The sequence below is a fragment of the Streptomyces sp. NBC_01460 genome, from assembly GCF_036227405.1.
Classification (GTDB): Bacteria; Actinomycetota; Actinomycetes; order Streptomycetales; family Streptomycetaceae; genus Streptomyces.
In genome coordinates this window covers 6108202-6133074 of the sequence record NZ_CP109473.1, presented here as the reverse complement: position 1 = coordinate 6133074, position 24873 = coordinate 6108202, and the positions used below count along the sequence as shown (strand labels likewise).

Below are 24873 nucleotides of genomic sequence, written 5' to 3'. Positions count from 1 at the left end.
CCGGTACGGCGCCGCTCAGGCGCGTACCGGCTTGTCCATGTGCAGGGCGATGGCGCGCTGCATCGCCTTGCGGGCGCGTGGGGTGTCCCTGGCGTCCTGGTAGGCGACCGCCAGCCGGAACCAGCAGCGCCAGTCGTCCGGGCTGTCCTCGGTCTCCTCGCGGCGCCGCGCGAAGACGGCGTCGGCGGAGTCGCGGTCGATACGCCCGGAGGGGGTGCGCACCAGCTCGTCGACGGGGAGGCCGCCCTCCGCGTCCAGTTCGGCGGCCAGGGCGTTGGCCCTGCGGACGAACTGGGTGTTCTTCCAGAGGAACCAGATGCCGATCACCGGCAGGATCAGCACGGCCACGCCGAAGGTGACCGTGAGCAGCGTGCCGTGCTTGATGAGCAGGACGCCGCGGCTGCCGGCCAGGACGAAGTAGAAGACCAGGACGGCGGCGGTGACGGCGTAGGTGAGCTTTGCGCGCATGGGGTGGGGCCCAGTCAGTTCAGGTCGAGGAAGTGTTCCAGGCCGAAGGTGAGGCCGGGAGTGGTCACCACACGGCGGGTGCCGAGCAGGATGCCCGGCATGAAGCTGCTGTGGTGCAGCGAGTCGTGCCGGATGGTGAGGGTCTCGCCCTCGCCGCCTAGCAGGACCTCCTGGTGCGCCAGGAGGCCGCGGAGGCGGACGGAGTGGACCGGGACGCCGTCGACGTCCGCGCCGCGGGCACCGTCGAGCGCCGTGGCGGTGGCGTCGGGCTGCGGCCCTACTCCGGCCTTGTCGCGCGCCGCCGCGATGAGCTGCGCGGTCCTGGTGGCCGTGCCGGAGGGGGCGTCCGCCTTGTTCGGGTGGTGCAGTTCGATGACCTCGACGGACTCGAAGTAACGGGCGGCCTGCTCCGCGAACGTCATCGTGAGGACCGCGCCGATGGAGAAGTTCGGCGCGATGAGCACGCCGGTCTCCGGGGAGCCGGAGAGCCAGGTGTTCAGCTGCGCGAGCCGTTCGTCGGTCCAGCCCGTGGTGCCGACGACGGCGTGGATCCCGTGCCGGACGCAGAAGTCGAGGTTGTCCATCACCGACGAGGGCGTGGTCAGCTCGACGACCGCCTGGGCCCCGCTGTCCGTGAGGGCCTCCAGCCGGTCGCCGCGGCCGAGCGCGGCGACGAGCTCCATGTCGTCGGCGGCCTCCACGGCTCGTACCGCCTCGGAACCGATGCGTCCCTTGGCGCCGAGAACGGCCACGCGCAACTTGCTCATGTGCTCTTTTTCCTTACGGGGAGGTTAGGAGACGGCTTCCTGGAGGCGGTCCGCCTGCTTGTCCTTCAAAGGGCCGATGACCGAGAGCGAGGGCCGCTGTCCGAGGACGTCGGCCGCCACGGCCCGGACCTCGTCGGGGGTGACCGCCGCGATCTTGGCCAGCATGTCATCGACGGACATCTGTTCGCCCCAGCAGAGCTCGCTCTTGCCGATGCGGTTCATGAGCGCGCCCGTGTCCTCCAGGCCGAGGACGGTGGAACCGGCGAGCTGGCCGACGGCGCGGCTGATCTCCTCGTCGCCGAGGCCGTCCGTCGCCACGCGGTCGAGCTCGTCGCGGCAGATCTTGAGGACGTCGTGCACCTGGCTGGGCCGGCAGCCGGCGTAGACGCCGAAGAGTCCGCAGTCGGCGAAGCCCGAGGTGTACGAGTACACGCTGTAGGCGAGGCCGCGCTTCTCCCGGACCTCCTGGAAGAGGCGGGAGCTCATTCCGCCGCCGAGCGCGGTGTTCAGGACGCCGAGCGCCCAGCGGCGCTCGTCGGTCCTGGCCAGGCCGGGCATGCCGAGGACGACGTGGGCCTGCTCGGTCTTGCGGTTGAGCAGCTCGACACGGCCGGTGGCACGCAGGGTGCGGGAGCCCTCGCGCGGCGCCGTGGGGACGGCGTCGGTGCGGGTCAGGGCGCCCGCGCGCTCGAACGCCCTGCGGACCTGGCGTACGACCGTGGCGTGGTCGACGTTGCCCGCGGCGGCGACGACGAGGTGCGTGGGGTCGTAGTGCTTCTTGTAGAAGCGGGCGATCTGGCCGCGGTTCAGCGCGTTGATCGTGTCCACGGTCCCCAGGACCGGGCGGCCGAGCGGGGTGTCGCCGAGCATGGTGTGCGCGAACAGGTCGTGCACGCAGTCGCCCGGGTCGTCCTCCGTCATCGCGATCTCCTCGAGGATGACGCCGCGCTCGGCGTCGACGTCCTCGGGGGCGATCAGGGAGCCGGTCAGCATGTCGCAGACGACATCGATGGCCAGCGGGAGGTCGGTGTCCAGGACCCGCGCGTAGTAGCAGGTGTACTCCTTCGCCGTGAAGGCGTTCATCTCGCCGCCGACCGCGTCGATCGCGGACGAGATGTCGAGGGCGCTGCGCTTGGCCGTGCCCTTGAAGAGGAGGTGCTCGAGGTAGTGCGTCGCGCCGTTCAGGGTGGGCGTCTCGTCGCGCGAACCGACGTTGGCCCAGATCCCGAAGGTGGCGGAGCGGACGGAGGGCAGCGTCTCGGTGACGACCCGGAGACCGCCGGGGAGGACGGTGCGGCGGACGGTGCCGATGCCGTTGCTGCCCTTGAGAAGGGTTTGGGTACGGGCGACGGCCCGCCCCTCCGAGGAGGGGCGGGCCGTCGTCACGGAACTACGGGACGTCACTTGTCGGTGTCGTCCTTCTTCTCGTCCTCTTCGCCCTCGATGACGGGGATGAGGGAGAGCTTGCCGCGGGAGTCGATCTCCGCGATCTCGACCTGGACCTTGGCGCCGACGCCGAGCACGTCCTCGACGTTCTCCACGCGCTTGCCACCGGCGAGCTTGCGGATCTGCGAGATGTGCAGCAGACCGTCCTTGCCGGGCATCAGGGAGACGAAAGCACCGAAGGTGGTGGTCTTGACGACCGTACCCAGGTAGCGCTCGCCGACCTCCGGCATGGTCGGGTTGGCGATGGCGTTGATCGTGGCGCGGGCGGCCTCGGCCTGCGAGCCCTGCTGGGCACCGATGTAGATGGTGCCGTCGTCCTCGATCGTGATGTCGGCGCCGGTGTCCTCCTGGATCTGGTTGATCATCTTGCCCTTGGGGCCGATGACCTCACCGATCTTGTCCACCGGGATCTTGACGGTGATGATCCGCGGGGCGTTCGGGGACATCTCGTCCGGGACGTCGATGGCCTCGTTCATGACGTCCAGGATGTGCAGACGCGCGTCACGGGCCTGCTTCAGCGCGGCGGCCAGGACCGAGGCGGGGATGCCGTCGAGCTTGGTGTCGAGCTGGAGCGCGGTCACGAACTGCTTCGTGCCGGCGACCTTGAAGTCCATGTCGCCGAAGGCGTCCTCCGCACCGAGGATGTCGGTGAGGGCGACGTAGTGGGTCTTGCCGTCGATCTCCTGCGAGATCAGGCCCATGGCGATACCGGCGACGGCGGCCTTGAGGGGCACACCGGCGTTCAGCAGGGACATGGTGGAGGCGCAGACCGAGCCCATGGACGTCGAGCCGTTGGAGCCCAGCGCCTCGGAGACCTGGCGGATCGCGTAGGGGAACTCCTCGCGCGACGGCAGCACCGGCACGATGGCGCGCTCGGCGAGCGCGCCGTGGCCGATCTCGCGGCGCTTGGGCGAGCCCACGCGGCCGGTCTCACCGACGGAGTACGGCGGGAAGTTGTAGTTGTGCATGTAGCGCTTGCGGGTCACCGGGGAGAGGGTGTCCAGCTGCTGCTCCATGCGGAGCATGTTGAGGGTGGTGACGCCCAGGATCTGGGTCTCGCCACGCTCGAACAGCGCCGAGCCGTGCACGCGCGGGATGGCCTCGACCTCGGCGGCGAGCGTACGGATGTCCGTGACGCCACGGCCGTCGATGCGGACCTTGTCCTTGATGACGCGCTCGCGGACCAGCTTCTTGGTCAGCGCGCGGTAGGCACCCGAGATCTCCTTCTCGCGGCCCTCGAAGGCCGGGAGCAGCTTCTCGCCGGCGATCTCCTTGATGCGGTCCAGCTCCGCCTCGCGCTCCTGCTTGCCGGCGATGGTGAGCGCCTTGGCGAGCTCGGTGCTGACGGCCTTGCTGAGCGCCTCCAGGACGTCGTCCTGGTAGTCGAGGAAGACCGGGAACTCGCCGGTGGGCTTGGCGGCCTTGGAGGCGAGATCGGACTGGGCCTTGCAGAGCGCCTTGATGAAGGGCTTCGCGGCCTCGAGGCCCGCGGCGACGACCTCTTCGGTCGGGGCCTCGGCGCCGTCCTTCACGAGCTGGATGGTCTTCTCGGTGGCCTCGGCCTCGACCATCATGATCGCGACATCGCCGTCCTCGAGGACGCGACCGGCGACGACCATGTCGAAGACGGCGTCCTCGAGCTCGGTGTGCGTCGGGAACGCGACCCACTGGCCCTTGATCAGGGCGACGCGGGTGGCGCCGATCGGGCCGGAGAAGGGCAGGCCCGCCAGGATCGTCGAAGCGGAGGCGGCGTTGATCGCGACCACGTCGTACAGGTGGTCGGGGTTGAGCGCCATGATCGTCTCGACGATCTGGATCTCGTTGCGCAGGCCCTTCTTGAAGGAGGGGCGCAGCGGGCGGTCGATCAGGCGGCAGGTGAGGATCGCGTCCTCGGAGGGCCGGCCCTCACGGCGGAAGAAGGAGCCGGGGATCTTGCCGGCCGCGTACTGCCGCTCCTCGACGTCCACCGTGAGGGGGAAGAAGTCGAGCTGGTCCTTGGGCCGCTTGGAAGCGGTGGTGGCCGACAGCACCATGGTGTCGTCGTCCAGGTACGCGACGGCGGAGCCTGCGGCCTGCTTGGCCAGGCGGCCCGTCTCGAAGCGGATGGTGCGGGTGCCGAAGGTTCCGTTGTCGATAACGGCCTCGGCGTAGTGGGTCTCGTTCTCCACTAGTGATTTCTCCATACTCGTCGTCTTTCGTCCTGACGCCCGTGTGGCTCAGGACGGTGCGGAGAAGCGCACCGTGTGTGCGGGGCCGGTCTTCGATCGAAGCTCCCGGGCGTTGTCCCGGGGGCCACTACCGAGGACCGGCGGCGGCCGTGGCGCGCCTCTCCTCGTCGTTGTCGTACGTCCAGGTTACTGAGGTTGCCCCCGGTCCCGCACGTACGGCAAAGGGAGCGGCCCCCTAGAAGTGGGAACCGCTCCCTTTCACAGCGTCCTTACTTGGCGCCGCCGGCCGCGCCACGGCGGATGCCGAGGCGGTCGACGAGCGCACGGAAGCGCTGGATGTCCTTCTTGGCCAGGTACTGCAGGAGGCGGCGACGCTGGCCGACCAGGATCAGCAGACCACGACGGGAGTGGTGGTCGTGCTTGTGCGTCTTGAGGTGCTCCGTCAGGTCCGAGATCCGGCGGGAGAGCATGGCGACCTGAACCTCGGGGGATCCGGTGTCACCCTCCTTCTGGGCGAACTCGGACATGATCTGCTTCTTCGTAGCGGCGTCGAGCGGCACGCGTACTCCTCTTGGTGTTCGATGCGCCCACGAGTGCCCCTGGTCTTGATCTCAGGGGAGCTTCCATGACTCGGAGGCGAAGGTCCGATGAGCGCAGCCCTCAGGATGATCCCGGAGGCGCGTACACAAACGGCCGTCACACAGCGTACCAGCCGCCACGGACCCGGTTGCCCTCGGCCCCGGAGGGATCAGCTGGTGAGCGCCCGGATCGAGTGGTAGACGTCGAAGACCGCGAGGCACAGCGGCAGCAGCGTGAGGAGGACGCACGCTTCGGCGACCTCCAGGAAACGTCCCCAGAACGGGGTGACTCCCTTGCGCGGCACGATGAGCCCGATCGCGGTGATCAGAGCGGCGACACCGGCGACGGCGGCGGTGAGCCAGATCGTACGGATGTCGAGTCCGGCGCCGTCCCCGTGGGCCGCCTCGGAGAGCAGTTCGAGCGGCGGGTTGAGCGACAGGCCGAGGCCGAGGAGCACGAGGGCGGCGAGACCGGCCCCCAGGGCGCAGCCGACCTGGGCCGTGTAGCGGAACAGGTGGGCGCGCATGAGCATGGCCACGCCGGTGGCGAGCGCCAGCAGCTGGCCCCAGACGCCGTCCGAGAAGCCGAGCACCGCGGCTGCTCCGACGGCCACCAGTGCGCATCCGCCGACCAGGCCGAGGAGCAGTTCGTGGCCGCGCCGCGCCTGGGCGGCGATGCGGTCGGCGTCGACCGGGCCCTGCGGCGCGGGGTCGGCCGTGCCGTAGTCGCCCACGGTGGTACGGGGCGGCTCGAAGCCGATCGGGAGACGGGCGAAGCGGGTGGAGAGCCCGGGCAGGAACGCGAGGAGCCCGACCGAGAGGGGGGCGCAGACGGCCGCGGTCTCGGCCGGCTCCATGCCGGTCATGATCGCGACGAAGGTCACAAGTGCCCCGATCACGGAGGCGAAGACGAAGGCGACGAAGGTCCCGTCGCCCTCGGGGGCGGCGATCATGAGGATCACCGACGCCACCAGCACGGCGGCGCAGGCGAGGAGGAACTGGAGCCTTCCGACTCCCTGGCCCTCACTGAGCGGGAGCAGGCCGGCACCGGCGACCGCCGCGTTGGCGAGCACGCCGATCCCCAGGGCGATGGACGAGCCGCGGTCCGCGTAGACACGCGCGCGGACGCAGGCCAGCGCGAGCAGGAGTACGGCGGTGACGGCGGCCAGGATGCCCGGCAGGCCGTGCATGTCGTGCCGGATGTCGGAGGTCCACAGCACGAAGCCGAGCAGGACCAGCAGGACCGAGCCGCCGAAGAGTCCGGCCGTGCGCATGAGGCTGTCGCCCCAGAGGGTCCGGTCCCGGGCCACGGCGGTCGCCACGGCGTCGGAGACGTCGTCGAAGACCGCGGGGGGCAGCGATTCCGAGAAGGGCCGCAGGGACAGCAGCTCGCCGTCGAGGATGCGCTGGCCCGCCAGCGTGCGCCCGCCGTCGAGGACGGTGCCGTCACGGCGCACCAGGTGGTAGCCGACCGGGGCGCCCGGGGCGGGGCTCTGCCCCGACAGCCGGAGGATCTCCGGGTAGAGGTCGGCGACGGCGACGTCCTCGGGCAGCGCCACGTCGACGCGGCTGTCGGGCGCGACGACCGTGACCCGGCAGAAACCGGTTCCGTTGCCCGCCTGAACTCCGGGACCCGGCCGACCGGATCCGGTAGCCGCCGTCTGGGCCGTCATAGTCACGTGCTGCTCCCCCTCATGCTGCTCCTGGACCTCCTGCGACGCACCCCTGGATCACCGGTTCCGACTCCGTCCCGAATGACCCATTTTTTTGCGGTAGTTAGCGGATGCGTACACGCGTCGCGACACCCTACCGCCCTCGGGTCACCGGGTACGCCAGTAGGATCCTCCCGCGGACGGAACCCGTCGCCACGGGGGCGCCGATAGGAACAGTTCCGTCCGGCAAGGGAATTGGTGAGCTGTGAGCCAGATCGTCGTCAAGCGCCCACCGCGGGCCCTCCCCTCCGAAGTTCCGGGCGAGCAGGTGCAGTTGCAACCTCCGCCCGAGCTGCCTCGCGGGCAGCAGGAGGGGGTGATGATGCAGCTGCTGCCGATGCTCGGCATGGGTGGTTCCGTCGTCTTCTTCTTCATGACGCCGAACCCGATCATGCGGATCATGGGCATGATCATGATTGCGTCGACCGTCGCGATGGCCGTCGCGATGATCCTCCGCTTCCGGCGGGGCACCCAGGGCCAGCTCGCGGACATGCGACGCGACTATCTGAAGTACCTGACGCAGACCCGTCGCGCCGTGCTCAGGACGGCCCGGGAGCAGCGCGACGCGCAGTTCTACCTCCACCCGTCCCCCGAGCAGCTGTGGGCGCTCGTCGCCGAGGGCAGCCGGGTGTGGGAGCGCCGTGTCGGGGACGCGGACTTCGCTCACGTACGCATCGGCCTGGGCAGCCAGGAGCTCGCCACACCGCTCGTCGCACCCGACACCGCGCCGGTCGACGAGCTGGAGCCGCTGACCGCCGGGGCGATGCAGCAGTTCCTGACGACGCACAGCACGCTGGACGGCCTTCCGATGGCCGTCTCCCTCCGCGCCTTCTACCACCTGACGATCAGCGGCGAGGCGGAGTCCGCGCGGGCCACGGCACGCGCGATGATCGGGGCCCTCGCGTCGCTCCACTCCCCCGAGGACCTGATCATCGCCGTCGCGACGGGCCGCGACTCCGCTCCGCGCTGGGACTGGACGAAGTGGCTCCCGCACGTCCAGGCGCGCGGCGCCGTGGACGGTGCCGGCAGCCGCCGCCTGATCAGCACCAGCGTCGCGGAGCTCGAGGAGATGCTCGCGGGCCGTCTCGACGGCCGGCCCCGCTTCCAGCCGGGCGGCCAGCCGCTCATGGACCAGCCCCACGTCGTCGTCGTGCTCGACGGCGAGTCCGTACCCGCGACGTCCGCGCTCGCGTCCGCCGAGGGCCTCCAGGGCGTGACGGTCGTCGAGATCGTCACGGGCCAGGTCAACGGAGCGCGCGGCGGCCTCTCCGTCGTGGTGGATCCCCACGCGCTCCAGCTGGAGTCGGGGCACGGCCTGGTGTACGACGGCGTCCCCGATCTGCTGAGCCAGGAGGCCGCGGAGGCGCTGGCCCGTCAGCTGGCCCCGCTGCACGTGGCCTCGGGCGGTGACGACGACGAACCGCTGCTCGCCAATCTGGAGTTCACCGATCTGCTGAACCTCGGTGACGCGGCCTCGGTCGACGTCAGCCGGACCTGGCGGGCTCGCTCGCAGGCGGAGCGCCTCAGGGTGCCGATCGGCGTCGGCGAGGACGGCTCCCCGGTGATGCTGGACCTCAAGGAGGCGGCGCAGGAGGGCATGGGGCCGCACGGCCTGTGTGTCGGCGCCACCGGCTCCGGCAAGTCCGAGCTGCTCCGCACGCTCGTACTGGGCCTGGCCGTCACCCACACCTCGGAGACACTCAACTTCGTCCTCGCGGACTTCAAGGGTGGTGCCACCTTCGCCGGCATGGCACAGATGCCCCATGTCGCCGCGGTGATCACCAACCTCGCCGACGACCTGACGCTGGTGGACCGCATGGGCGACTCCATCAGCGGTGAGCTCAACCGCCGCCAGGAGATGCTGCGCGACGCGGGCAACTACGCGAACATCCACGACTACGAGAAGGCGCGGGCCGCGGGCGCACCGCTCCAGCCCATCCCCTCCCTCGTCCTGGTCATCGACGAGTTCAGCGAGCTGCTGACGGCCAAGCCGGACTTCATCGAGATGTTCGTACAGATCGGGCGCATCGGCCGTTCGCTGGGCGTCCACCTGCTGCTGGCCTCGCAGCGCCTCGAGGAGGGGCGGCTCCGCGGCCTGGAGACCTACCTGTCGTACCGGATCGGTCTGCGGACGTTCTCCGCGGGCGAGTCCCGGGCCGCACTGGGCGTCCCCGACGCCTACCACCTGCCCAACGTCCCCGGTTCGGGCTATCTGAAGTACGGCACGGACGAGATGGTGCGCTTCAAGGCGGCGTACGTCTCCGGGGTGTACCGCTCGGGCTCCCAGCCGGCGGCGTCCTCCGGTCCTCTGCCGGTGGACCGCCGGCCCGTGCTCTTCACGGCCGCTCCGGTGCCGGTGCGTTACGTGCAGCCGACGGCGCAGCCCGGGGTGCCCGAGGCGCGCAAGGCCGAGGACGACGCCCTGGCCGACACCGTGCTCGACGTGATCGTGCGCCGGCTGGAGGGCCGGGGTGCCTCGGCGCACCAGGTGTGGCTGCCCCCGCTGGACAATCCGCCGTCGCTGGACGAGCTCCTGCCGGGACTCTCCGCGGTCGAGGGCCGGGGGCTCACCCAGCCCGGGTTCGAGGGCTCGGGGCGCCTCGTCGTGCCGCTGGGCGTGGTCGACAAGCCGTACGAGCAGCGCCGCGACACGCTCTACCGGGACTTCTCCGGTGCGGCCGGCCACATGCAGATCACCGGTGGTCCGCAGTCGGGCAAGTCCACGCTGCTGCGCACGCTCATCGCGGGCTTCGCCCTCACGCACACGCCGCAGGAGGTCCAGTTCTACGGCCTCGACTTCGGTGGCGGCGGCATGGCGTCCGTCTCCGGCCTGCCCCATGTGGGCGGTATCGCGTCCCGGCTCGACCCGGAGCGCGTGCGCCGTACGGTCGCCGAGGTCTACGGGATCATGGCGCGCCGTGAGGAGTACTTCCGCAGCGCGGGCATCGACTCCATCGCCACCTTCCGCAGGCTCCGGGCGCGCGGCGACATCTCGGTGACGGATCAGCCGTGGGGCGACGTCTTCCTGCTCATCGACGGCTGGGGCAACTTCCGCACGGACTACGAGGCCCTCGAAGCGGCCGCGATCGACATCGCTCAGCGCGGCCTCGGCTACGGCATCCACCTGATCGTCACGGCGTCGCGTTCCATGGAGGTCCGGGCCAACCTGAAGGACCACCTGATGAACCGGCTCGAACTGCGGCTCGGTGACGTCATGGACTCCGAGCTGGACCGCAAGGCCGCGGTCAACGTGCCCGCCGGCGTACCCGGCCGGGGTCTGACCCCGGAGAAGCTGCACTTCATGGCCGCGGTGCCGCGGATCGACGGCATCAACTCCGACAGCGACCTCTCCGAGGCCACGGCGGCGATGAACCAGGAGGTCGCCCGCCACTGGACGGCGGCTCCCGCCCCGGCCGTCCGGCTGCTCCCCCGCGAACTCCCGGCGCACGAGCTGCCGGCGGGCTACGCGCAGCCGGAGCGGGGCGTCGCGTTCGCCATCGACGAGAACAACCTGGAGCCGGTCTTCCTCGACTTCGAGCGGGACCCGTTCTTCCTGGTGTTCGGCGAGAGCGAGTCCGGCAAGTCCAACATGCTGCGCCTGCTCATCAAGCAGCTGACCGAGCGGTACGAGGGGAACGCCGCCAAGTTCTTCGTCATCGACAACCGGCGGGCGCTGCTCGACGTCACCCCCGCGACGCACCTCGCGGAGTACGTGCCCATGTCCAACAACATGGAGCACCACACGGACGCGCTGTACGACCTGATGAAGCGCCGCACACCGTCCCCCGACGTCACGGCCCAGGAGCTGCGTGAGCGCAGCTGGTGGAGCGGCCCGACGGTGTACGTGGTCGTGGACGACTACGACCTGGTCTCCACGTCCAGCGGGAACCCGCTGGGCAAGCTCGCGGAGATGCTGCCGTTCGCCAGGGACGTCGGCGTCCGGTTCATCATCGCCCGCAGCACGGCGGGCGCCGGCCGCGCCCTGTACGAGCCCTTCATGCAGCGGATGCTGGAGCTCGGGGCCCAGGGCCTGATGCTCTCCGGCGACCCCATCGAGGGCGACATCCTCGGCAACGTACGACCGCGCCCGATGCCCCCGGGGCGCGGGGTCTTCGTGACCCGGCGCCGCGGGAACCCGCTGGTGCAGTCCGGGCTCATGGACGTCGAGCGGTAGGGCGTACCGCGGTGAGGGGGCGGGCGGTGACGGCGGGCGGTGTACGCGCCGATGTCACCGCCCGCTCCGGTGTCCGGACGGTCCACCGAGGTGGAGCGATGCCGGAGATTCGTCATTTCCACGTACTGACACGTACTGACTGAGGGGGTCCCGCACATGGCATGGGCCGAGTGGGAGCAGTTGAAGGCTGAAGCGACCGACAAGGGCAGCACGCAGATGCGCTTGAACAAGGCCGAACCCGGGGGCGGCGGGGGAAAGAAGGGCGACCTCGCCGTCAATCAGACGGACCTGTCGGGCGTCCGTGACGAGGCATCCACACTCAACACCCGCTTGTGGAAAGAGGCCCGCGTCGCGGTACCCACGAGCGAATCAGCCGCAGGCGACCTCAGCACTCAGGGCTTCGAGCTCGGAGGAGCCCTTCGGCACGTGTCGGACCGGTGGGACGTACAGCTCAAGTCTCTGATGGACGCCTGCGGCCACATTGCGAACCACGTGGACCTCACGAAGTTCCTCCACAACGGCGACGACCAGTACGTGAGGAGCAGGGTCAGCAGTATCGCCGCGCTCGACCAGGCATTCGATGACGACAACGCGCCCAAGGGTGAGAAGAACAAGGCGGACAACTGATGGATCTCGAAACCCTGCGGTTCGCCACCTTCGGCCAGTTGGACGCGGCAGTCACGGACTGGTCGGCCATGGTGACCAACCTCGCCACCTTGAAAGAGGATGCCCGCGACGGCCTCAAGGCAAAGGCAGACAAGGCCGACTGGTCCGGCGAGAACGCTACTGTCACCAAAGGGTTCGTCGACAGGACGGTGCGCGAGTTCGATGACGCCCACAAGCAGGCCAAGTCCCTGTGGAGCATCCTCAAGGACACGCGGGACGAGTTGAAGACGTACCAAGGGCAGCTCGACGACGCACTGGGACGCGGGCTGAAGAAGAACCTCACGGTCACCACGACAGGTGGTGGCGGTTTCACCGTCACGATGAACATCCACCCCGACCGTGCGGCCAAGGGGACGGCTGTTCCCGACCACGAGCAGAACGACGTCACCGCGCTTCGCGACGAACTCCAGAGGATTCTCGACAAGGCGACCGAGAGCGATCACACGGGCTCCGGCGCCCTGAAGGCCCTCGCGGACCAGGCCGCACTCGGGTTCACGGGCGCCGAATACAAGGACCGGGACACCGCTGCCAACGCGATCAAGCAGGCCGATGATCTCTCGGCGCTCGCGAAGAAGAACCCGGAGGACCTCACGGCCAAGGAGTTCGACAAGCTGAACACCGGGCTCAAGAAGATGTCGGGCGACGAGCTGTTCAGCTCCCGCTTCGCGGGGAACCTGGGGGCCCAGGGAACGCTGGACTTCTGGGCAGGGCTGAACACTCCGAGGCCCACAGACCTGCAGAGCGCCCGGGGCGGCCAGTTCGACGATCTGCAGAAGAACCTGAGCCTGACTCTGGCTACTGCGAGCCACAGCGACTCGTACGAGATGAGGAACTGGAAGCGCGAGATGGTGGATCTCGGCAACCAGCCCATCTCTCGGAACTCGGGCACCGTCGGCTTCCAGGTGATGAGCAACCTCATGCGCTGGGGCAATTACGACAACAAGTTCCTCGACGACTACGGGAACGAACTGATCAAGGCCGAGAAGGAACGCACGGACAACGGCAGGCACGAGGCCTGGCGGGTCGGTGCCCCCATGGACCCGATCCTCAACCGCACGGGCTCGGATTCCGGAACCGACCCGTTGACGGGCTTCATGAAGGCCCTCTCGAACAGCCCCGATGCTGCGACCGAGTTCTTCAGTGACACCTTCCTGACGAAGGAGGAGGACCACGAGTTCAAGGAGGACACGGATGGCGACAAGAAGATGGGAATAAGGGAGCTCAGTAACTTCGACTACCTCTTCGAAGAGCGAGACTGGCCGAAGGACTATACCGACAAGGGCGAGGACAGTATCTCCGGCCGGAACGCGATGGCCCTGGCTCTGGAAGCGGCAATCACCGGGCACCCTGCAGGAGAAATACCCTCGGCAGGATTGTCGGCCCACAGCGAAAGTCAGGCGAAGCTTATGGAAAGCCTTACCGCCTCCATCTCGGAGGATCCTGGGCGCCTGACAGACCACGGATACATGTCTGACAGCATCGGCCAGATTGCGTCTGAGTATCTGCCTGACATCAACAGAGCCACCACCGATGCCAGCGAAGATAATACGAGCGTTCCCAAACTCTTCCCGATTGCCGGTTCTGCAGCCAATTTGGGCCATACGGATGTAACTCGCCTACTGGTGAGCCTGGGGCAGAACCCGGAGGGCTACAGCGCTGTCGAAGTGGGCCAGAAATCATACATGGCCAGCCTCATGGATTATCACCTCAACCCGAACCTAGCCGACGACCAGAAGTACCCGCACTCCACCGAAGATACGGTCAAGGAAATTTCTCGCCGATCGGGCGAGGTCGGCGGGACACTGGCTATTGGGCGCCAGGAAGCAGTACTGGGGGAAGCCAAGGAAGACGACGACAACTTCGAGAATGCTGTGAATCAGAAGAAGGGTATCGCTTCAGGTGTCATTGGCACAGGTGTAGGCATTGGCACCAGTTTTGTCGCCAGCCCGGTCGTCGGGGCTGCTGTGGGCGGCGTTGCGGGAACTGTCAGCGGGGCCGTCCTGGAACAGCTGTTCAAGGACACTGAACCCGAAAAGGTAAAGAGTTCTGGACAGACCGTAGGCGAGCTCTGGGAGGACAACTCGAGGAGGAATACCGAACTCGCAAAAACTGCGGCAGAAAGCGCGGGAAATGTGCACAATTCGCGCAACATAGGGCAGTTCATGGAATGGACGCGAGTCGGCACCAAGGACGGTTTTGGTGACGCCTCAACGGCGGCACAACAAATGGCGGATGACCTGGAGACAGATATCCCCACCTGATCGGATAAACCTCCGATCTTGTCCACCCATTCCCAGACAGATCTACCGCGAGAAGGAGCATTTCGTTGGATACTAAAAAAAGAGTGAGGCGCGGCGTAATCGTGGTTGCGCTATTGGCTCTTCTGACGGGTGGATATCTTTGGCATCATGAAGGTACACCTGCCGTCCGCTTGGCAAATTTCTGTGATGGCGTGCTACCTGTTGACGAAATGCTGAGGGTTACAGGCACGAATGCCAACGGTTTCTCTGGGGGCAGACTCGGCAGCCTTCACACGAATGAGTTTCGCAACACGGGTGAACTGGGAACTGTCTGCAGTATTAACAAACCCGGGGCATTCCGGGTATCCATCGAGGCCATGGAAGACTCCAAACCATTCGCCACCTACGTCTCTCCGCACGGCGGGGAAGTGCTGCCAATTCCGCTGGGCAACAGCTGGTCCGGGTTTTTGGCGCCGTCAGAAAAGGCGCTCTCCGGGTCAGTGGTTCTCGATTGCCCGGGCTGGAGGGAAGGCCAGGGCAAGGGAATCCTGGTCACCGGTGCATGGGGCAATGTCAATGGATATGCACCAGAAATTCATAAAAGGCTGGCTAAAATCATCACCACAGCCGCAGAACGCACTGCCGAACAAACCGCGTGCAAGGCGGAATTGGGGACGCCAGTAAATAGAATTGACCGCGCCGTCACCAAGGCCAAGGAAGCAGATCGGGCCACAGGAACCTGCGAAGGCGTGGAATCGCAGCGCACCGTCTTGGAGACGGCCGCAAGTACCGCACCGGTAGAATACTGCATACTCAAGGACGGGCTGCGCCTGTCGGCACTGTATGGAGAATTTGCGGGTTCCGATTTCGGCGGTTTCGAAGGAGAAGGCCCTGACGACCTGAGAGGAGAGAACAAATCTACCTTCTGGGGGACAGCTCAATGCTCTGGGGGCTTGCAGTACGCCCAGTTCACTGCGGCTGCCGAACAGGAAGGAGAGAGGGAAGGGTTTTCCGAAAGGCCGCCTACAGCGCAGGAGTACGCGGATCTCCGCACCTTTGCCGAGCGTTCAGCAGACCGGCACGGCTGCAAAAACCTTACTCTTCCTCCCAAGGGTTGAATCGTGCCAGGTCGGAATTCGACATCTGTCCCAGGTTCGCGCAATCGTGGTTCATCACAGTTGCTACGTCCAGAAATATGAACACCGCAAGAGCAGGTGCCGGTCAGTCATATCGGTGCGCGGCCCACACATTGTGCATACTGAAAGAGGCAGGCGTTGATCGCACTGAACGTGATCCTTATAGTGGTGGCTGCAGGACTCGTCACCATGGGCTGCCTCAAGGCAGACCGAGTACGCGGGTGGCGTGAGTCAATCAACCCCTCCGCACCCGAAATACCCCATTCTTCTTTTATCGCAGCGCGCGTATTTCTTTTTGTGCTAGCGGGAGTATGCGTCATCTCCGTGTTCCAGTGGCCGTAGCCACCGAAGCGGAGCGGAGCGATGACGGGCGGGCTCCAGAGTGGTCCGCCTGGCCATGACAGAGCTGGACGGCACTTCGCGTTGCTGGCTTCTTCGGCAAGCCGGCTGCTTCGACGAGGAGTTCGCGAGGGTACGAAGACGGAGCCGCCGAGAACGGCGTCGGAGACACCCCACAGAGTGGCGTGGACGTTGGCTGCTGACGACCTCGTGCACGGTTAGCGGGGGGCGTCGGGCGCTGAATAGCGATCATGGCCACACGGTGGGGCACGCGACGCGCACAGCGATCATCAGCGACCGGAGAATCACCGGCCTGTCGGTCGCTGTGATCGCTGAACTCGTTGTCGCGGTTGGACCGTTGCGGCATGGCCGGCGCCGGGCCGGGCGTGCGTCCCGGCTGCGGAAGCGCACGGTGGGCACCGGTACGAAGCTCCGCACGATCTTCGTCGACCGGCTCCTGGCCACCCTCGTGCACCTTCGCCACGGGCTACTCGTGACGTGCCGGCCTGCTGATTCGGCGTGGACCGTTCGACCGACACACGGGTGGTCGGCGAGGTGCGGCCCCTACTAGCGGAACATGGATGCACCATCGTGTCCGCCACCCGGCCGTGGGTCGCAAGAACCGGGATCGGTTCGTCTCCGGCAAGGACAAGCAGAACGCCGTGAGGCCGCCGTCTTCACCGACGGGAGGGGACAGCCGGCTGCTGTCCTCCAGCCGGACGAGCATATTCCACCCCGAACTGGTGAATCCCGAACTCGCAAGAGTCACTTTCGGGCCAACGGCGTGCCGGGACTGATCAGCCGCAGACACATGCATGATCAACCGTTTTCGACTGTCTCGCAGGTGCCCATGACGGATCCGGAGCCCGATCCGAGGCCGAAAAGGACAGCCGCCGACAGGCCAACCCGGCTTGAAACAGCCGTACCCGTTCTTCGTGCACCTTGCTAACTTCCGGGGCTCGGAGGCATTGAAAAGCACATGTGAAAGGGCGGTACATGACGTCCCCAGCTCCAGCGCCGAAGATCCCTCAGCTGTGGGTTCCGCTCCCGTCGGGAATCCATCCGCGTTGGCGTGAGATCGACGAAACATCGGCTGCCTGGCTCGATCGCTTCGGTCTCTACTCCGACCGGGCCCAGCGCGAACGGCTGGCGCGTATCGCGGTGGGCGAGATAACCGGCCGCGGCGCACCCACCGGGCGCCTCCCTGCCTTGCAGTGGACCTCGGACTTCCTGATGTGGCTCTTCGCGTTCGACGACGAATTCTGCGACGAGGGCCCGTCCGCGGCCTCCCCGGACGCCACCCTGCTCATCATCACCAAGCTGCAACGCGTCGTCGAAGTCCCCTGGGCCGCCGTCGTCGACGACAGCTACAGCGCCGCTCTGAGCGAGTTACGTCTGCGCCTCGACGAGCTGACGTCCCCCGTGCAGACAGCCCGGTGGGCAGCCAGCTTCCGTGCCTACCTCCAGGGCCAGATCTGGATGACCGCCAACAGTGCGCACGGACGCGTTCCGAGCCTCTCCGACCACCTGGCGGTCCGGCTCGACTCCTCGGGCGTCAAGATCTTCTCGACACTCAGCGAGATCATCCACGGGTACGACCTCCCCGCAGCCGACTACGAGCGGCACGAGGTCCGCGGGTTCGTCGAGGTCTTCGCCTCGATCATCGGGTGGTCCAATGATCTGGTCTCGTACCACAAGGAGCGCGAGCGCAGCCAGGACGGGTACGGCAACATCGTCGACCTGATCGCGTACGAACGGGGGTGCTCCCTCGATGAGGCGGTGAACGAGACCGCCATGATGCACACCCGCGCCATGGCCCTCTACCTCCGCCTCCGCGACCAGATCCTGCGCGACGCCGGCCCCGAACTCAGCCGGTGGATCACTGACTGCGACTCCTGGATCCGTGCCGACTACGACTGGTCGCTCACCACCAACCGCTACGTCAATCCGGAGAACCCCGCCGACCTTCCTGCCGGCAGCGCCGCATCGCCGTTCCAGGAGAGGGAGGCGGACCAGCCTCTGCCCATCGCCAGCATCGCCTGGTGGTGGACCCTGTTGAAGAGCTGAGCCCTCCGGGAGGGAGGTGTGCGGCCGATCGAGCGGTGTGGTCGTCTGCTGGACCTGTCGGCCTGTGTGGGAACCCTTCGAGGGACTGCCGTACCCGGGAAGCGGCATCCCCCCGGCCGCACATCCCCCATGGAGAGCCGACCGCGGACCATTCCCTAGCCTTTGGGCGCCCATGGGTTCTCCGGAGGCTCGGGGCCATCCAGAGCGCGTTTGACCTTCTCCTTGAAGGACTTCTGCGGGGCCTGCTTCTCCTCCTGCGTGTGTACCAGGCGGGCAGTCGTCACGCGTATGTGGCACTCGCGGTGGTGTTGTTGGAGCCGGACCAGCCAGGCGCCGTCGGAGGTGAGGAAAGCACGGCGGGCCGGGGACTCCCCCGGTCGGGCATGGCGTGCCAGGACAGCCGGCATGTAGTGCAGGGCCGCATCTTCGGCCGCTGCACGGGCCTGTTCCTCCGTGCCACTGATGGGGTGACTGGCCGCCAGTGTCCAGCGGTGCAGTTTCAGGTCGACGCCGTCAGCTCGTCGACTCACACGGGTGTCCTCCTCTATGAGGACGTACCACTGAGCAGTCATGAGCGGAGCCTAGCCAGCTGATGTCCGCCACGGAGGCGCCGACCGATTCCTCGCCCTCGGCAGGCTGTGGCGAAGCGGGTTCGGGCGAGGGGTGCGCGTCTGTCGACGCGGATGTCCGGGGCTCACGCGGAAGGCCCTCCCCGCCGTGTGATGCTGGCGTCATGAGTGATCACCGCGAGGTTGCCGTACTCCGCTGGCCGGGCCGGACCCCTGCGATCGACGATGGCCTGGCCGCCCTGCTGGCGGCCTACCATCTGCGGACCGAGGCCGAGAAGGGCGAACCGGTCGCCTGTGTGGACGAACTGCCGGATCGCTACCGGGCAGAGATCACCGACCCTCGGACCGCATTCGCCGATGATGTCGTACTGGTGGCTCTTCTGGGGGACACCGCTGTGGGCTGTCTGGTGGTGAACTCCCTGACCGATGGGCAGTCGGAGATCAAGAGGCTCTGGACCGACCCTGAGTTCCGTGGCCGAGGCATTGCGTCCGCCTTGCTCGGTTCCGCGCTCGCTCATGCTGCGGAACAAGGCGCCACCGTCCGGCTCTCGGTGTGGGAGTGGCGGACCGGGGCCATCGCCTTGTACGAGCGACTCGGCTTCGCCGTCACCCAGTCATGGGATGAGCGGGTTCAACTGGTGTGCATGCAGCGCACGGTATGAGCGTTCACGGCCGTTGGGCGGTGGCCGAGACAAGGACGGGCGTCTCTCGCCTCCTCTGGCCAACCGCGAGGTCGTCGTATCTCGCCGTACATCGTGGAGCAGCGACGCCTCATGACACAGGTCAGGGTGGGCACCTCCCGTGCGTGCCCACCCTGACCGTGTTCGTTCTTCCGCTGTGCCTACTCGAAGTTGGCCCTGGCCCGCTTGTCACCGGCCTGGTAGGCGGTGCCGGCGTCGCGCACCTTGCGAGAGATCTCCGACAGGGCGGTGTGGATCCCCGTGGCGTCGCGGTCCCAGCCGGCCTGGGCGGCGTCGTACGCCGTCTTGGCCTCGCCCACCCAGAGCTCGGACACGTTGGCGACCATGCGCTTGATCGCCGCCAGGTCCTCTTGGAGCTGCCTGCTCTGCCGGTCGATGTCCCCGGCGGCCTGGTCCAGGCTTGAATAAGTGACAACCATCGTGCCGTCGTTGCTAGGCATGCGGTCCTCCAGTTCAATCTAGTTCGGTGAGACGGTTCTCGTACGTCGTACGTCGTACGAGCACGAAAGAGATCAGAGCGCGTTGATGGCCGACGTCTTGGCTTCGGAGCCCGTCGAGTAACCGCCGACGACATCGACGCCCTGGAGGGCCTGCCTGATCTCGTCCTCGGTGTTGCCCGAGATGGTGCGGGCCGCCTTGATCGCTTCCTGGAAGTTGACCAGCCGGGTGGCGATGTTGCCCATCATCCGGTTGATGTTGTCCTGCTTGGCGTTGAAGGCGTTGGCGCCGACGCCCTTCCATGCGCCTTCCAGGCTGTCGATCGTTGCCTGGAGGGTCTTGAGCTGGCCCTTCACGGAGTCGAAGCGCTTGCTGAGCTCGCCTTCGAGCTTGAGCAGCATTTCATCTGAAAGCTTCTGATCTGCCATGGTGCTGGCTTCCTTCCTGGTGCTCTTGTTCAGTCCGGCGTGACCGCCGGGGGCGTATATGAGGAGCTACGAGCGATCAGGCGGCGCGGCGCTTGCGGGCGAACGCGAATGCGCCGCCGCCGAGCACGAGCACGGCCGCTACTCCGCCGATGATCAGGCCGAGTTGGCTGTCGTCGTCCTTCTCAGTGCTGGAGCCTGCCATGGCCGCGTCCTCAGCCTTCTCCTTCTTCTCAGGCTGTGACGAGGCTGATGCAGATGGGGCGGCTGAGCCTGCGGAGCCGGACGTCTTCTCCTTGGTGAGAGGGCTGATGTCCGGAGCGCCCGGCTCGCCTTTGCCCTTCAGGATGTTGACGGCAGGGCGAATGATGCCGTGACCGAGGTAGTTGCTGAGCGTGCCCTTCTCCCAGTCACGGCCAGCAGTGTCGAAGAGGACGTTGAGGACCTGGTTAGCTGTCCACTCCGGGTGGGCGGACCAGATCAGGGCAGCGGCGGCTGAGGTGATAGCTGTTGCGGAACTGGTCCCACCATTGCCCTGGCAATAGCGTGAAAAGTTCTGGTCACACCAGAATGGAAGATCATCACCGGGCGCGGCAATGTCCACAAAGTCACCGTGCTGGGAGGTGTCAGATACCTTCGCCTGCGCGTCAGTCGCCCCAACTCCGACGACTTCCGGGTATGCCGCCGGGTAGCTCGCCTCATTACCCTCCTCGGCCTCATTTCCGACAGCCGCGAAGAACAACTTCCCCTTACTCTGCGCGTATTTTACTGCTTCTCGTTCTTCGGTGGTTGGGAACTCACTACCGAACGACATGCTGATGATCTGCGCTTCACTGTCAACCGCAGCTTTGATCGCGTCCCGCGTGTCGTATGCATTCACCGAATGTTCGTTCTGAAATTCCGTATCAGTAATTCTCACCGGGATGATTTTTGCCCCCGGTGCGAGACCTTTCAGACCTCCACCGTTGCCCGTTCCAGCAATCAGCTCAGCCATGGTGGTGCCATGCCCGCGATAATCGTCGTACTCGTCACCCTCGGCACCTGTCGCATCAAATCCCTTCAGGACCTGCCCCTTCAAGGAAGCCGTCGACGAGTTCACCCCGGAGTCAATGACAGCGACCTTGATGCCTTCGCCCGTGGAAATTTTCCACATCTTGTCGGCCTGCATCGCGCTGAGGTACCACTGCTTGGACTGCACATCCGCAGCAAACGCGGAAGGCGCAACCCCCGCGAACCCCACACTCCAGGCAGCGGCCACAGCCATCGTGCCAAGTAGGCGCCCTCGCACTCTGAGCGGCATGCGACGCTTACGGGTCTGGCTCATTCCTGCTGTCATCCTGACTTCCGAACCTTCCCTGTACCTACTCGATCACCGGCGGTGCGACTCCACGGCGTCCGGCCTCCCACGTCTCGCGGTCCTCCGTCAGGTAGTCCGGGCGCGGCGTACCGTCGTCCTGGTCTTGATCTCCGGAGTCCTTGCGACCTGCAGGGCCGCGTACGAGACCTGCGCCACCGGTGGTGAAGCCCTTGGCGCCGCCACGGGCTCCCGCACCGCCGCGAGGTGTACCGACAACACCATTGGTCGTGGGAGTACCTCGCCCACCGGGCCGGGACGCGCCCTTCGTTCCACCGGAGCCGACGACACCCCTCTGTCCGACCGGGCCAGCAGGACCGCCTGTTCGGGCCGCTCCGCCGGCTCCGACGACTGTGCCGCGCGGGACGCCACGGGCTCCGCCAGTCGTGCCCGGAGCGGCACGCTGAGGGGTGCCCCCAACGATGCCGCTCGCTCGACCAGCACGCGGACCGGTCGTTCCGGAAGCCCCTGCATGGCCTGCCGCCATGGGCCTGCCGCCGGTGATACCAGACCGGCCGGCAGTTGGGGTCTGGGAGCCGCCACCAGCCCGGCCGGTCCCTCCCGAAGTCGAGCCCCCACTCATGGGCGAGGGGCGTCCCACTGGCGGTCCGGAGCGGCCGTTCGCCGAAGAACTGCCAGCCGTGGGGCCGGTTGCTCGGGCCCCGCCGCCCGCTGTCTGACCAGTGGCTCTGGGGGCGCCCATTGAGCCCTGTAGACCCTTTGAGCCAGCAGTAACGGGGTTCACGAAGCCGGTTGCCATGGGAGGAGTCAGACTTGGGCCTCCGGCCGGACCGACAGGACTCGTGGGAGCTGGAGCAGAGGGTCCCGACGTGGTCACCGGGGCCGTTGGTGTTGCCACACTGTTGATCTCCGTGGAGATGCTCTCGTCCAATACAGGCTCAACCGACCTGGGTGCCGCGACGGAAGCCTGGTGACCTGTCGTGCCTGAACTCGTGGATCCGCCCGGCTCACCTGGGGCTGTCGCACGAGATGGACCGTCGGAGCCCGTCGATGATTCCCCGGTGTCTTCGCCCAACCGGTATCGCCCCGGCTTGGGCATCGCCACATCAAGCTTCTTCTCGAACCGCGGCGGCTCCTGGGCCGCCAGTGTCTCCTCCGAGACCGCGTAGTACGACGCCAGCCGGTTCGCCTGGTTGATGGCCTCCTGGCGGTCCTTCTCGACCTTCACCGCCGCGGCGTACTCCGGGTTGCCCTCGATCTGTGCCGGAGTCTCGATGTCGTCCGGGGACTTGCGGACCAGGCGGGTGTCGCGGGGCGGCAGAGAGCTGCGCACCGAGGCGAGGCCCGTGCCCGCGACCGTGATCTGAGTGCCGGCCGTCTCCGCGAACTCGCCCAGCTTGTAGGCGTGCGCGACCAGACCGCTGCCCCAGTCCCGGAAAGCCGTTCCGGACTCACCTTCCCAGTCGACCCCCTCGATGAAGCCGCCCAGTTCCTTGGCGGCGTCGTTGAGAGAGCTCCTCGCCTTCAGGAGCGCCTGGCCCGCCTGTTCGAGGTGCTCCGGATTGGAGTTCTCGATCAGGTCGATCATCGCGTTGAGCTCATGCCCCTCGAAGGACGTCCGCCCCGAGGAGCCGGAGCTCCCGAAGCCGAACGCCTCCATGACGCCCTGCATCTGGCGGGTGACGTCCGTAACGACCAACTGTCCCTGGACGCGCTCCTTGTCCTCCTTCTGCTGTTCCGCAGGAGTCAGTTCCGGATGCTTCTCGCCGCTCATCAGCTGTCACCCAAGTCGTCGTAGGCAGAGCCGGTCTTATCGTCGGAACGCGGCTGCTCCGGCGCAGGCTTCTTCTCCGCCTGTGCCTTCTCCCGCTGCTCGTCCAGGTCTGCCTGGATCTCGTAGAACCGCCGCCGCGTGTCGTCGTCCACGTTGTCGAAGCCGACCGCTGCCGCGTGCACACCGAGGCTCAGGTACTCGATCTGGTCACCCAGGGACTTGGAGAGCGTGACGAGCGACTCGTGGACGCGGTTGTACTGGGTGTAGAGCCCATCGGCTTCCGCGAAGCATGCGTTCTGCCCGCTCAAGGAGGAACGCGACACCGATTGCGCCGCGACCTTCGACTTGCCGGCCGGTGAGCTCTCGAGTTCCGCCAGCAGCGTGTTCACGCTCTTCTGGAACTTCTCCAGGGCGCCTACGCCCTTACGGAGATCCCCTTTGCCTTTGGTCACGTCGCTGCCCTTCCCCGTTTCCCCGTTTGCACAGTCCGTTTCGCGTTGCTATCGCACCCGCGTGAACACCACTGGCCCCATCACATCACTCTAGCCAATGGCACTGACAGGACCAACTGTCTTGTCCATCACGTGACTTCCCTGACACGACCTGACGCGTCCTGCCACCCGGGGTCACGCACCGCCCGGTCGTCCCTGCCGCCGTCGCCTGTCGCGCACCGCCACGGCCGCCCCCGCTATGGCGGCGACCAGGACGCCACCGCCCACCACGACGTAGGTCGCCAGTCGTGCGTTGCGTTCGTCGGCGGTCTCACCCAGGTGGAACGCGGCGGGCATGGGCTCTTCGCCCTTGCTCACGCCCTCGTGCGCCACCGGCTTCTCGATGGGCTTGTCGTCCTCGGTCAGGGCGCGCACCGGATCGACGACGCCCCAGCCGACCAGGTGGTCATGGCCCGCGATCGAGCGTTCCGCCGTCTGCTCGATCTGCGCGACGATTTGCTCCTGCGTCCAGTCCTTGTGCTTGGCCTTGATGAGCGCCGCGACTCCCGCGACGTAGGGGGCCGAGAAGCTGGTGCCGTTGTCGGAGCAGTGTCCCCCGCCGGGAACCGTGGAGATCATGTCGACGCCGGGGGCGGCGACACCCACGAAGTCCCCGGACTGGGAGAAGGCCGCCCGTTCGTTGTTGCGGTCGGAAGCGGCCACGGCGAGGACGCCGTCGTAGGAGGCCGGGTAGGTCTTCTTGACGTTTCCGCCCAGGCCGTCGTTGCCGGCCGAGGCGACGACCACGATCTCCTTGGCCAGGGCGGCGTTCACCGCCTCCTGCAGACGTGTCGTGGGCTCGACCGCGTTGGCCGTGTCCTGCGAGATGTTGATGACGTCCGCGTCCGCCTGGTCGGCGGCGTACCGGATGGCGGCGGCGAGGGACTCGGCCGTGCCGTGGCCCTCGGCGTCGTTCTGCTGGATCGGGATGATCGTCGTGTCGGGGGCCAGGCCGGTGAAGCCGGTGCCCTTCACCTCGCGGGCGGCGATGATGCCGGCGACCTTGGTGCCGTGGCCGACCACGTCGGTGGTGCCGTTCTCCTTGCCGCGCTCGAGCTTGTTGCCGTTCTCGTCCTTGAGGTTCCTGTCCAGGAGGTTGCGGCCGCTCCCGGTGTCCACCGCCTTGGTGAGCTGCGGGTTCTTGACGTCGACACCCGTGTCGATGACCGCCACCCGTACGCCCTTGCCCGTGGACTCCTCCCACAGTTCGTCCATCAGTACGCGTTGCAGCGCCCAGGGGCGGCCCACGTACTTCTTCGAGGGGAAGGTGCACTGGGTGGAGTCCTCGGCGGCCGCGGGCAGCGCCGGGAGGGTGACGAAGAGGACGGCCGTGGCGGCCCCGGCCGTCAGCAGGCGCCGGCGGGAGGAAGAGGGGGAGGAGGAGTGCGTGGTCACGTGG

The 24873-nt window shown here is 67.0% G+C and carries 19 protein-coding genes; 6 read left to right on the top strand and 13 right to left on the bottom strand.

Going from position 1 to position 24873, the window contains the following annotated elements:
* Positions 1-15: 15 nt before the first annotated feature.
* The 6 genes from OG488_RS27810 to eccD form a co-directional block, all read right to left on the bottom strand.
* A complete protein-coding gene (locus OG488_RS27810) occupies positions 16-468 on the bottom strand; it encodes a hypothetical protein (protein ID WP_329233507.1) in 453 nt (150 codons plus the stop codon).
* 14 nt (positions 469-482) lie between these two features.
* Positions 483-1235: a 4-hydroxy-tetrahydrodipicolinate reductase gene (gene dapB, locus OG488_RS27805; RefSeq protein WP_329233505.1), complete on the bottom strand. Its 753-nt coding sequence runs from the start codon at positions 1233-1235 to the stop codon at positions 483-485.
* Positions 1236-1259: 24 nt separating this feature from the next.
* Positions 1260-2639, bottom strand: coding sequence for a M16 family metallopeptidase (locus OG488_RS27800; RefSeq protein ID WP_329233503.1), 1380 nt, complete (start codon positions 2637-2639; stop codon positions 1260-1262).
* Positions 2636-4849 (bottom strand): polyribonucleotide nucleotidyltransferase, encoded by a 2214-nt coding sequence (locus OG488_RS27795; RefSeq protein WP_329239071.1) that lies wholly within the window; start codon positions 4847-4849, stop codon positions 2636-2638. Before OG488_RS27795 ends, OG488_RS27800 begins: the two co-directional genes overlap by 4 nt.
* Positions 4850-5118: 269 nt before the next feature.
* On the bottom strand, positions 5119-5409 hold the full coding sequence (gene rpsO, locus OG488_RS27790) for a 30S ribosomal protein S15 (protein ID WP_003965855.1): 291 nt from the start codon (positions 5407-5409) through the stop codon (positions 5119-5121).
* Between the two features lie 188 nt (positions 5410-5597).
* Entirely contained in the window at positions 5598-7100 is a 1503-nt protein-coding gene (eccD, locus tag OG488_RS27785) for a type VII secretion integral membrane protein EccD (RefSeq protein WP_329239067.1), read from the bottom strand.
* A gap of 244 nt (positions 7101-7344) precedes the next feature.
* Between eccD and eccCa the strand changes: the two genes are divergently transcribed.
* The 5 genes from eccCa to OG488_RS27760 all read left to right on the top strand — a co-directional run bounded on the left by eccCa (position 7345) and on the right by OG488_RS27760 (position 17761).
* Complete coding sequence (eccCa, locus tag OG488_RS27780; protein ID WP_329233502.1) at positions 7345-11313, top strand: type VII secretion protein EccCa; 3969 nt, start codon at positions 7345-7347, stop codon at positions 11311-11313.
* A gap of 156 nt (positions 11314-11469) precedes the next feature.
* On the top strand, positions 11470-11940 hold the full coding sequence (locus OG488_RS27775; RefSeq protein ID WP_329233500.1) for a hypothetical protein: 471 nt from the start codon (positions 11470-11472) through the stop codon (positions 11938-11940).
* Entirely contained in the window at positions 11940-14240 is a 2301-nt protein-coding gene (locus OG488_RS27770; RefSeq protein WP_329233499.1) for a DUF6571 family protein, read from the top strand. The genes OG488_RS27775 and OG488_RS27770 overlap by 1 nt, the downstream gene beginning before the upstream one ends.
* Positions 14241-14341: 101 nt before the next feature.
* A complete protein-coding gene (locus OG488_RS27765; protein ID WP_329233497.1) occupies positions 14342-15337 on the top strand; it encodes a hypothetical protein in 996 nt (331 codons plus the stop codon).
* 1353 nt (positions 15338-16690) lie between these two features.
* Positions 16691-17761: a (+)-(1(10)E,4E,6S,7R)-germacradien-6-ol synthase gene (locus OG488_RS27760; protein ID WP_329233496.1), complete on the top strand. Its 1071-nt coding sequence runs from the start codon at positions 16691-16693 to the stop codon at positions 17759-17761.
* Between the two features lie 155 nt (positions 17762-17916).
* Here OG488_RS27760 and OG488_RS27755 read toward each other — a convergent pair whose 3' ends face one another.
* Positions 17917-18333: a hypothetical protein gene (locus OG488_RS27755; RefSeq protein WP_329233494.1), complete on the bottom strand. Its 417-nt coding sequence runs from the start codon at positions 18331-18333 to the stop codon at positions 17917-17919.
* Between the two features lie 161 nt (positions 18334-18494).
* On the opposite strand from OG488_RS27755, the gene OG488_RS27750 reads away from it, so the two are divergent.
* Positions 18495-18992, top strand: coding sequence for a GNAT family N-acetyltransferase (locus tag OG488_RS27750; protein ID WP_329233493.1), 498 nt, complete (start codon positions 18495-18497; stop codon positions 18990-18992).
* A 179-nt stretch (positions 18993-19171) separates the two neighbouring features.
* Here the strand turns inward: OG488_RS27750 and OG488_RS27745 are convergent, their stop codons facing one another.
* From OG488_RS27745 to mycP, 6 genes are all read right to left on the bottom strand, one after another.
* Complete coding sequence (locus OG488_RS27745) at positions 19172-19471, bottom strand: WXG100 family type VII secretion target (protein WP_329233491.1); 300 nt, start codon at positions 19469-19471, stop codon at positions 19172-19174.
* 72 nt (positions 19472-19543) lie between these two features.
* Positions 19544-19897, bottom strand: a complete 354-nt coding sequence (locus tag OG488_RS27740; RefSeq protein WP_329233489.1) for a WXG100 family type VII secretion target — start codon at positions 19895-19897, stop codon at positions 19544-19546.
* Between the two features lie 76 nt (positions 19898-19973).
* On the bottom strand, positions 19974-21230 hold the full coding sequence (locus OG488_RS27735; protein WP_329233488.1) for a S8 family serine peptidase: 1257 nt from the start codon (positions 21228-21230) through the stop codon (positions 19974-19976).
* A 25-nt stretch (positions 21231-21255) separates the two neighbouring features.
* Entirely contained in the window at positions 21256-22983 is a 1728-nt protein-coding gene (locus tag OG488_RS39310) for a hypothetical protein (protein WP_443074248.1), read from the bottom strand.
* The gene (locus OG488_RS27730) at positions 22983-23435 is read right to left on the bottom strand and encodes a hypothetical protein (RefSeq protein WP_329233487.1); all 453 of its coding nucleotides are present in this window, start codon (positions 23433-23435) and stop codon (positions 22983-22985) included. Before OG488_RS27730 ends, OG488_RS39310 begins: the two co-directional genes overlap by 1 nt.
* A 174-nt stretch (positions 23436-23609) precedes the next feature.
* Positions 23610-24869 carry a type VII secretion-associated serine protease mycosin gene (gene mycP, locus OG488_RS27725; RefSeq protein ID WP_329233486.1) on the bottom strand — a complete coding sequence of 420 codons (1260 nt, stop codon included), beginning with the start codon at positions 24867-24869 and terminating at the stop codon, positions 23610-23612.
* Positions 24870-24873: the final 4 nt, after the last annotated feature.

What these genes read in the sequence shown, in the direction of transcription:
- OG488_RS27810 (WP_329233507.1), bottom strand. Translation starts at nt 468, where the DNA reads ATGCGCGCAAAGCTCACCTACGCCGTCACCGCCGCCGTCCTGGTCTTC.
- dapB (WP_329233505.1), bottom strand. Translation starts at nt 1,235, where the DNA reads ATGAGCAAGTTGCGCGTGGCCGTTCTCGGCGCCAAGGGACGCATCGGT.
- eccD (WP_329239067.1), bottom strand. Translation starts at nt 7,100, where the DNA reads ATGACGGCCCAGACGGCGGCTACCGGATCCGGTCGGCCGGGTCCCGGA.
- OG488_RS27775 (WP_329233500.1), top strand. Translation starts at nt 11,470, where the DNA reads ATGGCATGGGCCGAGTGGGAGCAGTTGAAGGCTGAAGCGACCGACAAG.
- OG488_RS27770 (WP_329233499.1), top strand. Translation starts at nt 11,940, where the DNA reads ATGGATCTCGAAACCCTGCGGTTCGCCACCTTCGGCCAGTTGGACGCG.
- OG488_RS27760 (WP_329233496.1), top strand. Translation starts at nt 16,691, where the DNA reads ATGACGTCCCCAGCTCCAGCGCCGAAGATCCCTCAGCTGTGGGTTCCG.
- OG488_RS27755 (WP_329233494.1), bottom strand. Translation starts at nt 18,333, where the DNA reads ATGACTGCTCAGTGGTACGTCCTCATAGAGGAGGACACCCGTGTGAGT.
- OG488_RS27750 (WP_329233493.1), top strand. Translation starts at nt 18,495, where the DNA reads ATGAGTGATCACCGCGAGGTTGCCGTACTCCGCTGGCCGGGCCGGACC.
- OG488_RS27745 (WP_329233491.1), bottom strand. Translation starts at nt 19,471, where the DNA reads ATGCCTAGCAACGACGGCACGATGGTTGTCACTTATTCAAGCCTGGAC.
- OG488_RS27740 (WP_329233489.1), bottom strand. Translation starts at nt 19,897, where the DNA reads ATGGCAGATCAGAAGCTTTCAGATGAAATGCTGCTCAAGCTCGAAGGC.
- OG488_RS27735 (WP_329233488.1), bottom strand. Translation starts at nt 21,230, where the DNA reads ATGACAGCAGGAATGAGCCAGACCCGTAAGCGTCGCATGCCGCTCAGA.
- OG488_RS39310 (WP_443074248.1), bottom strand. Translation starts at nt 22,983, where the DNA reads ATGAGCGGCGAGAAGCATCCGGAACTGACTCCTGCGGAACAGCAGAAG.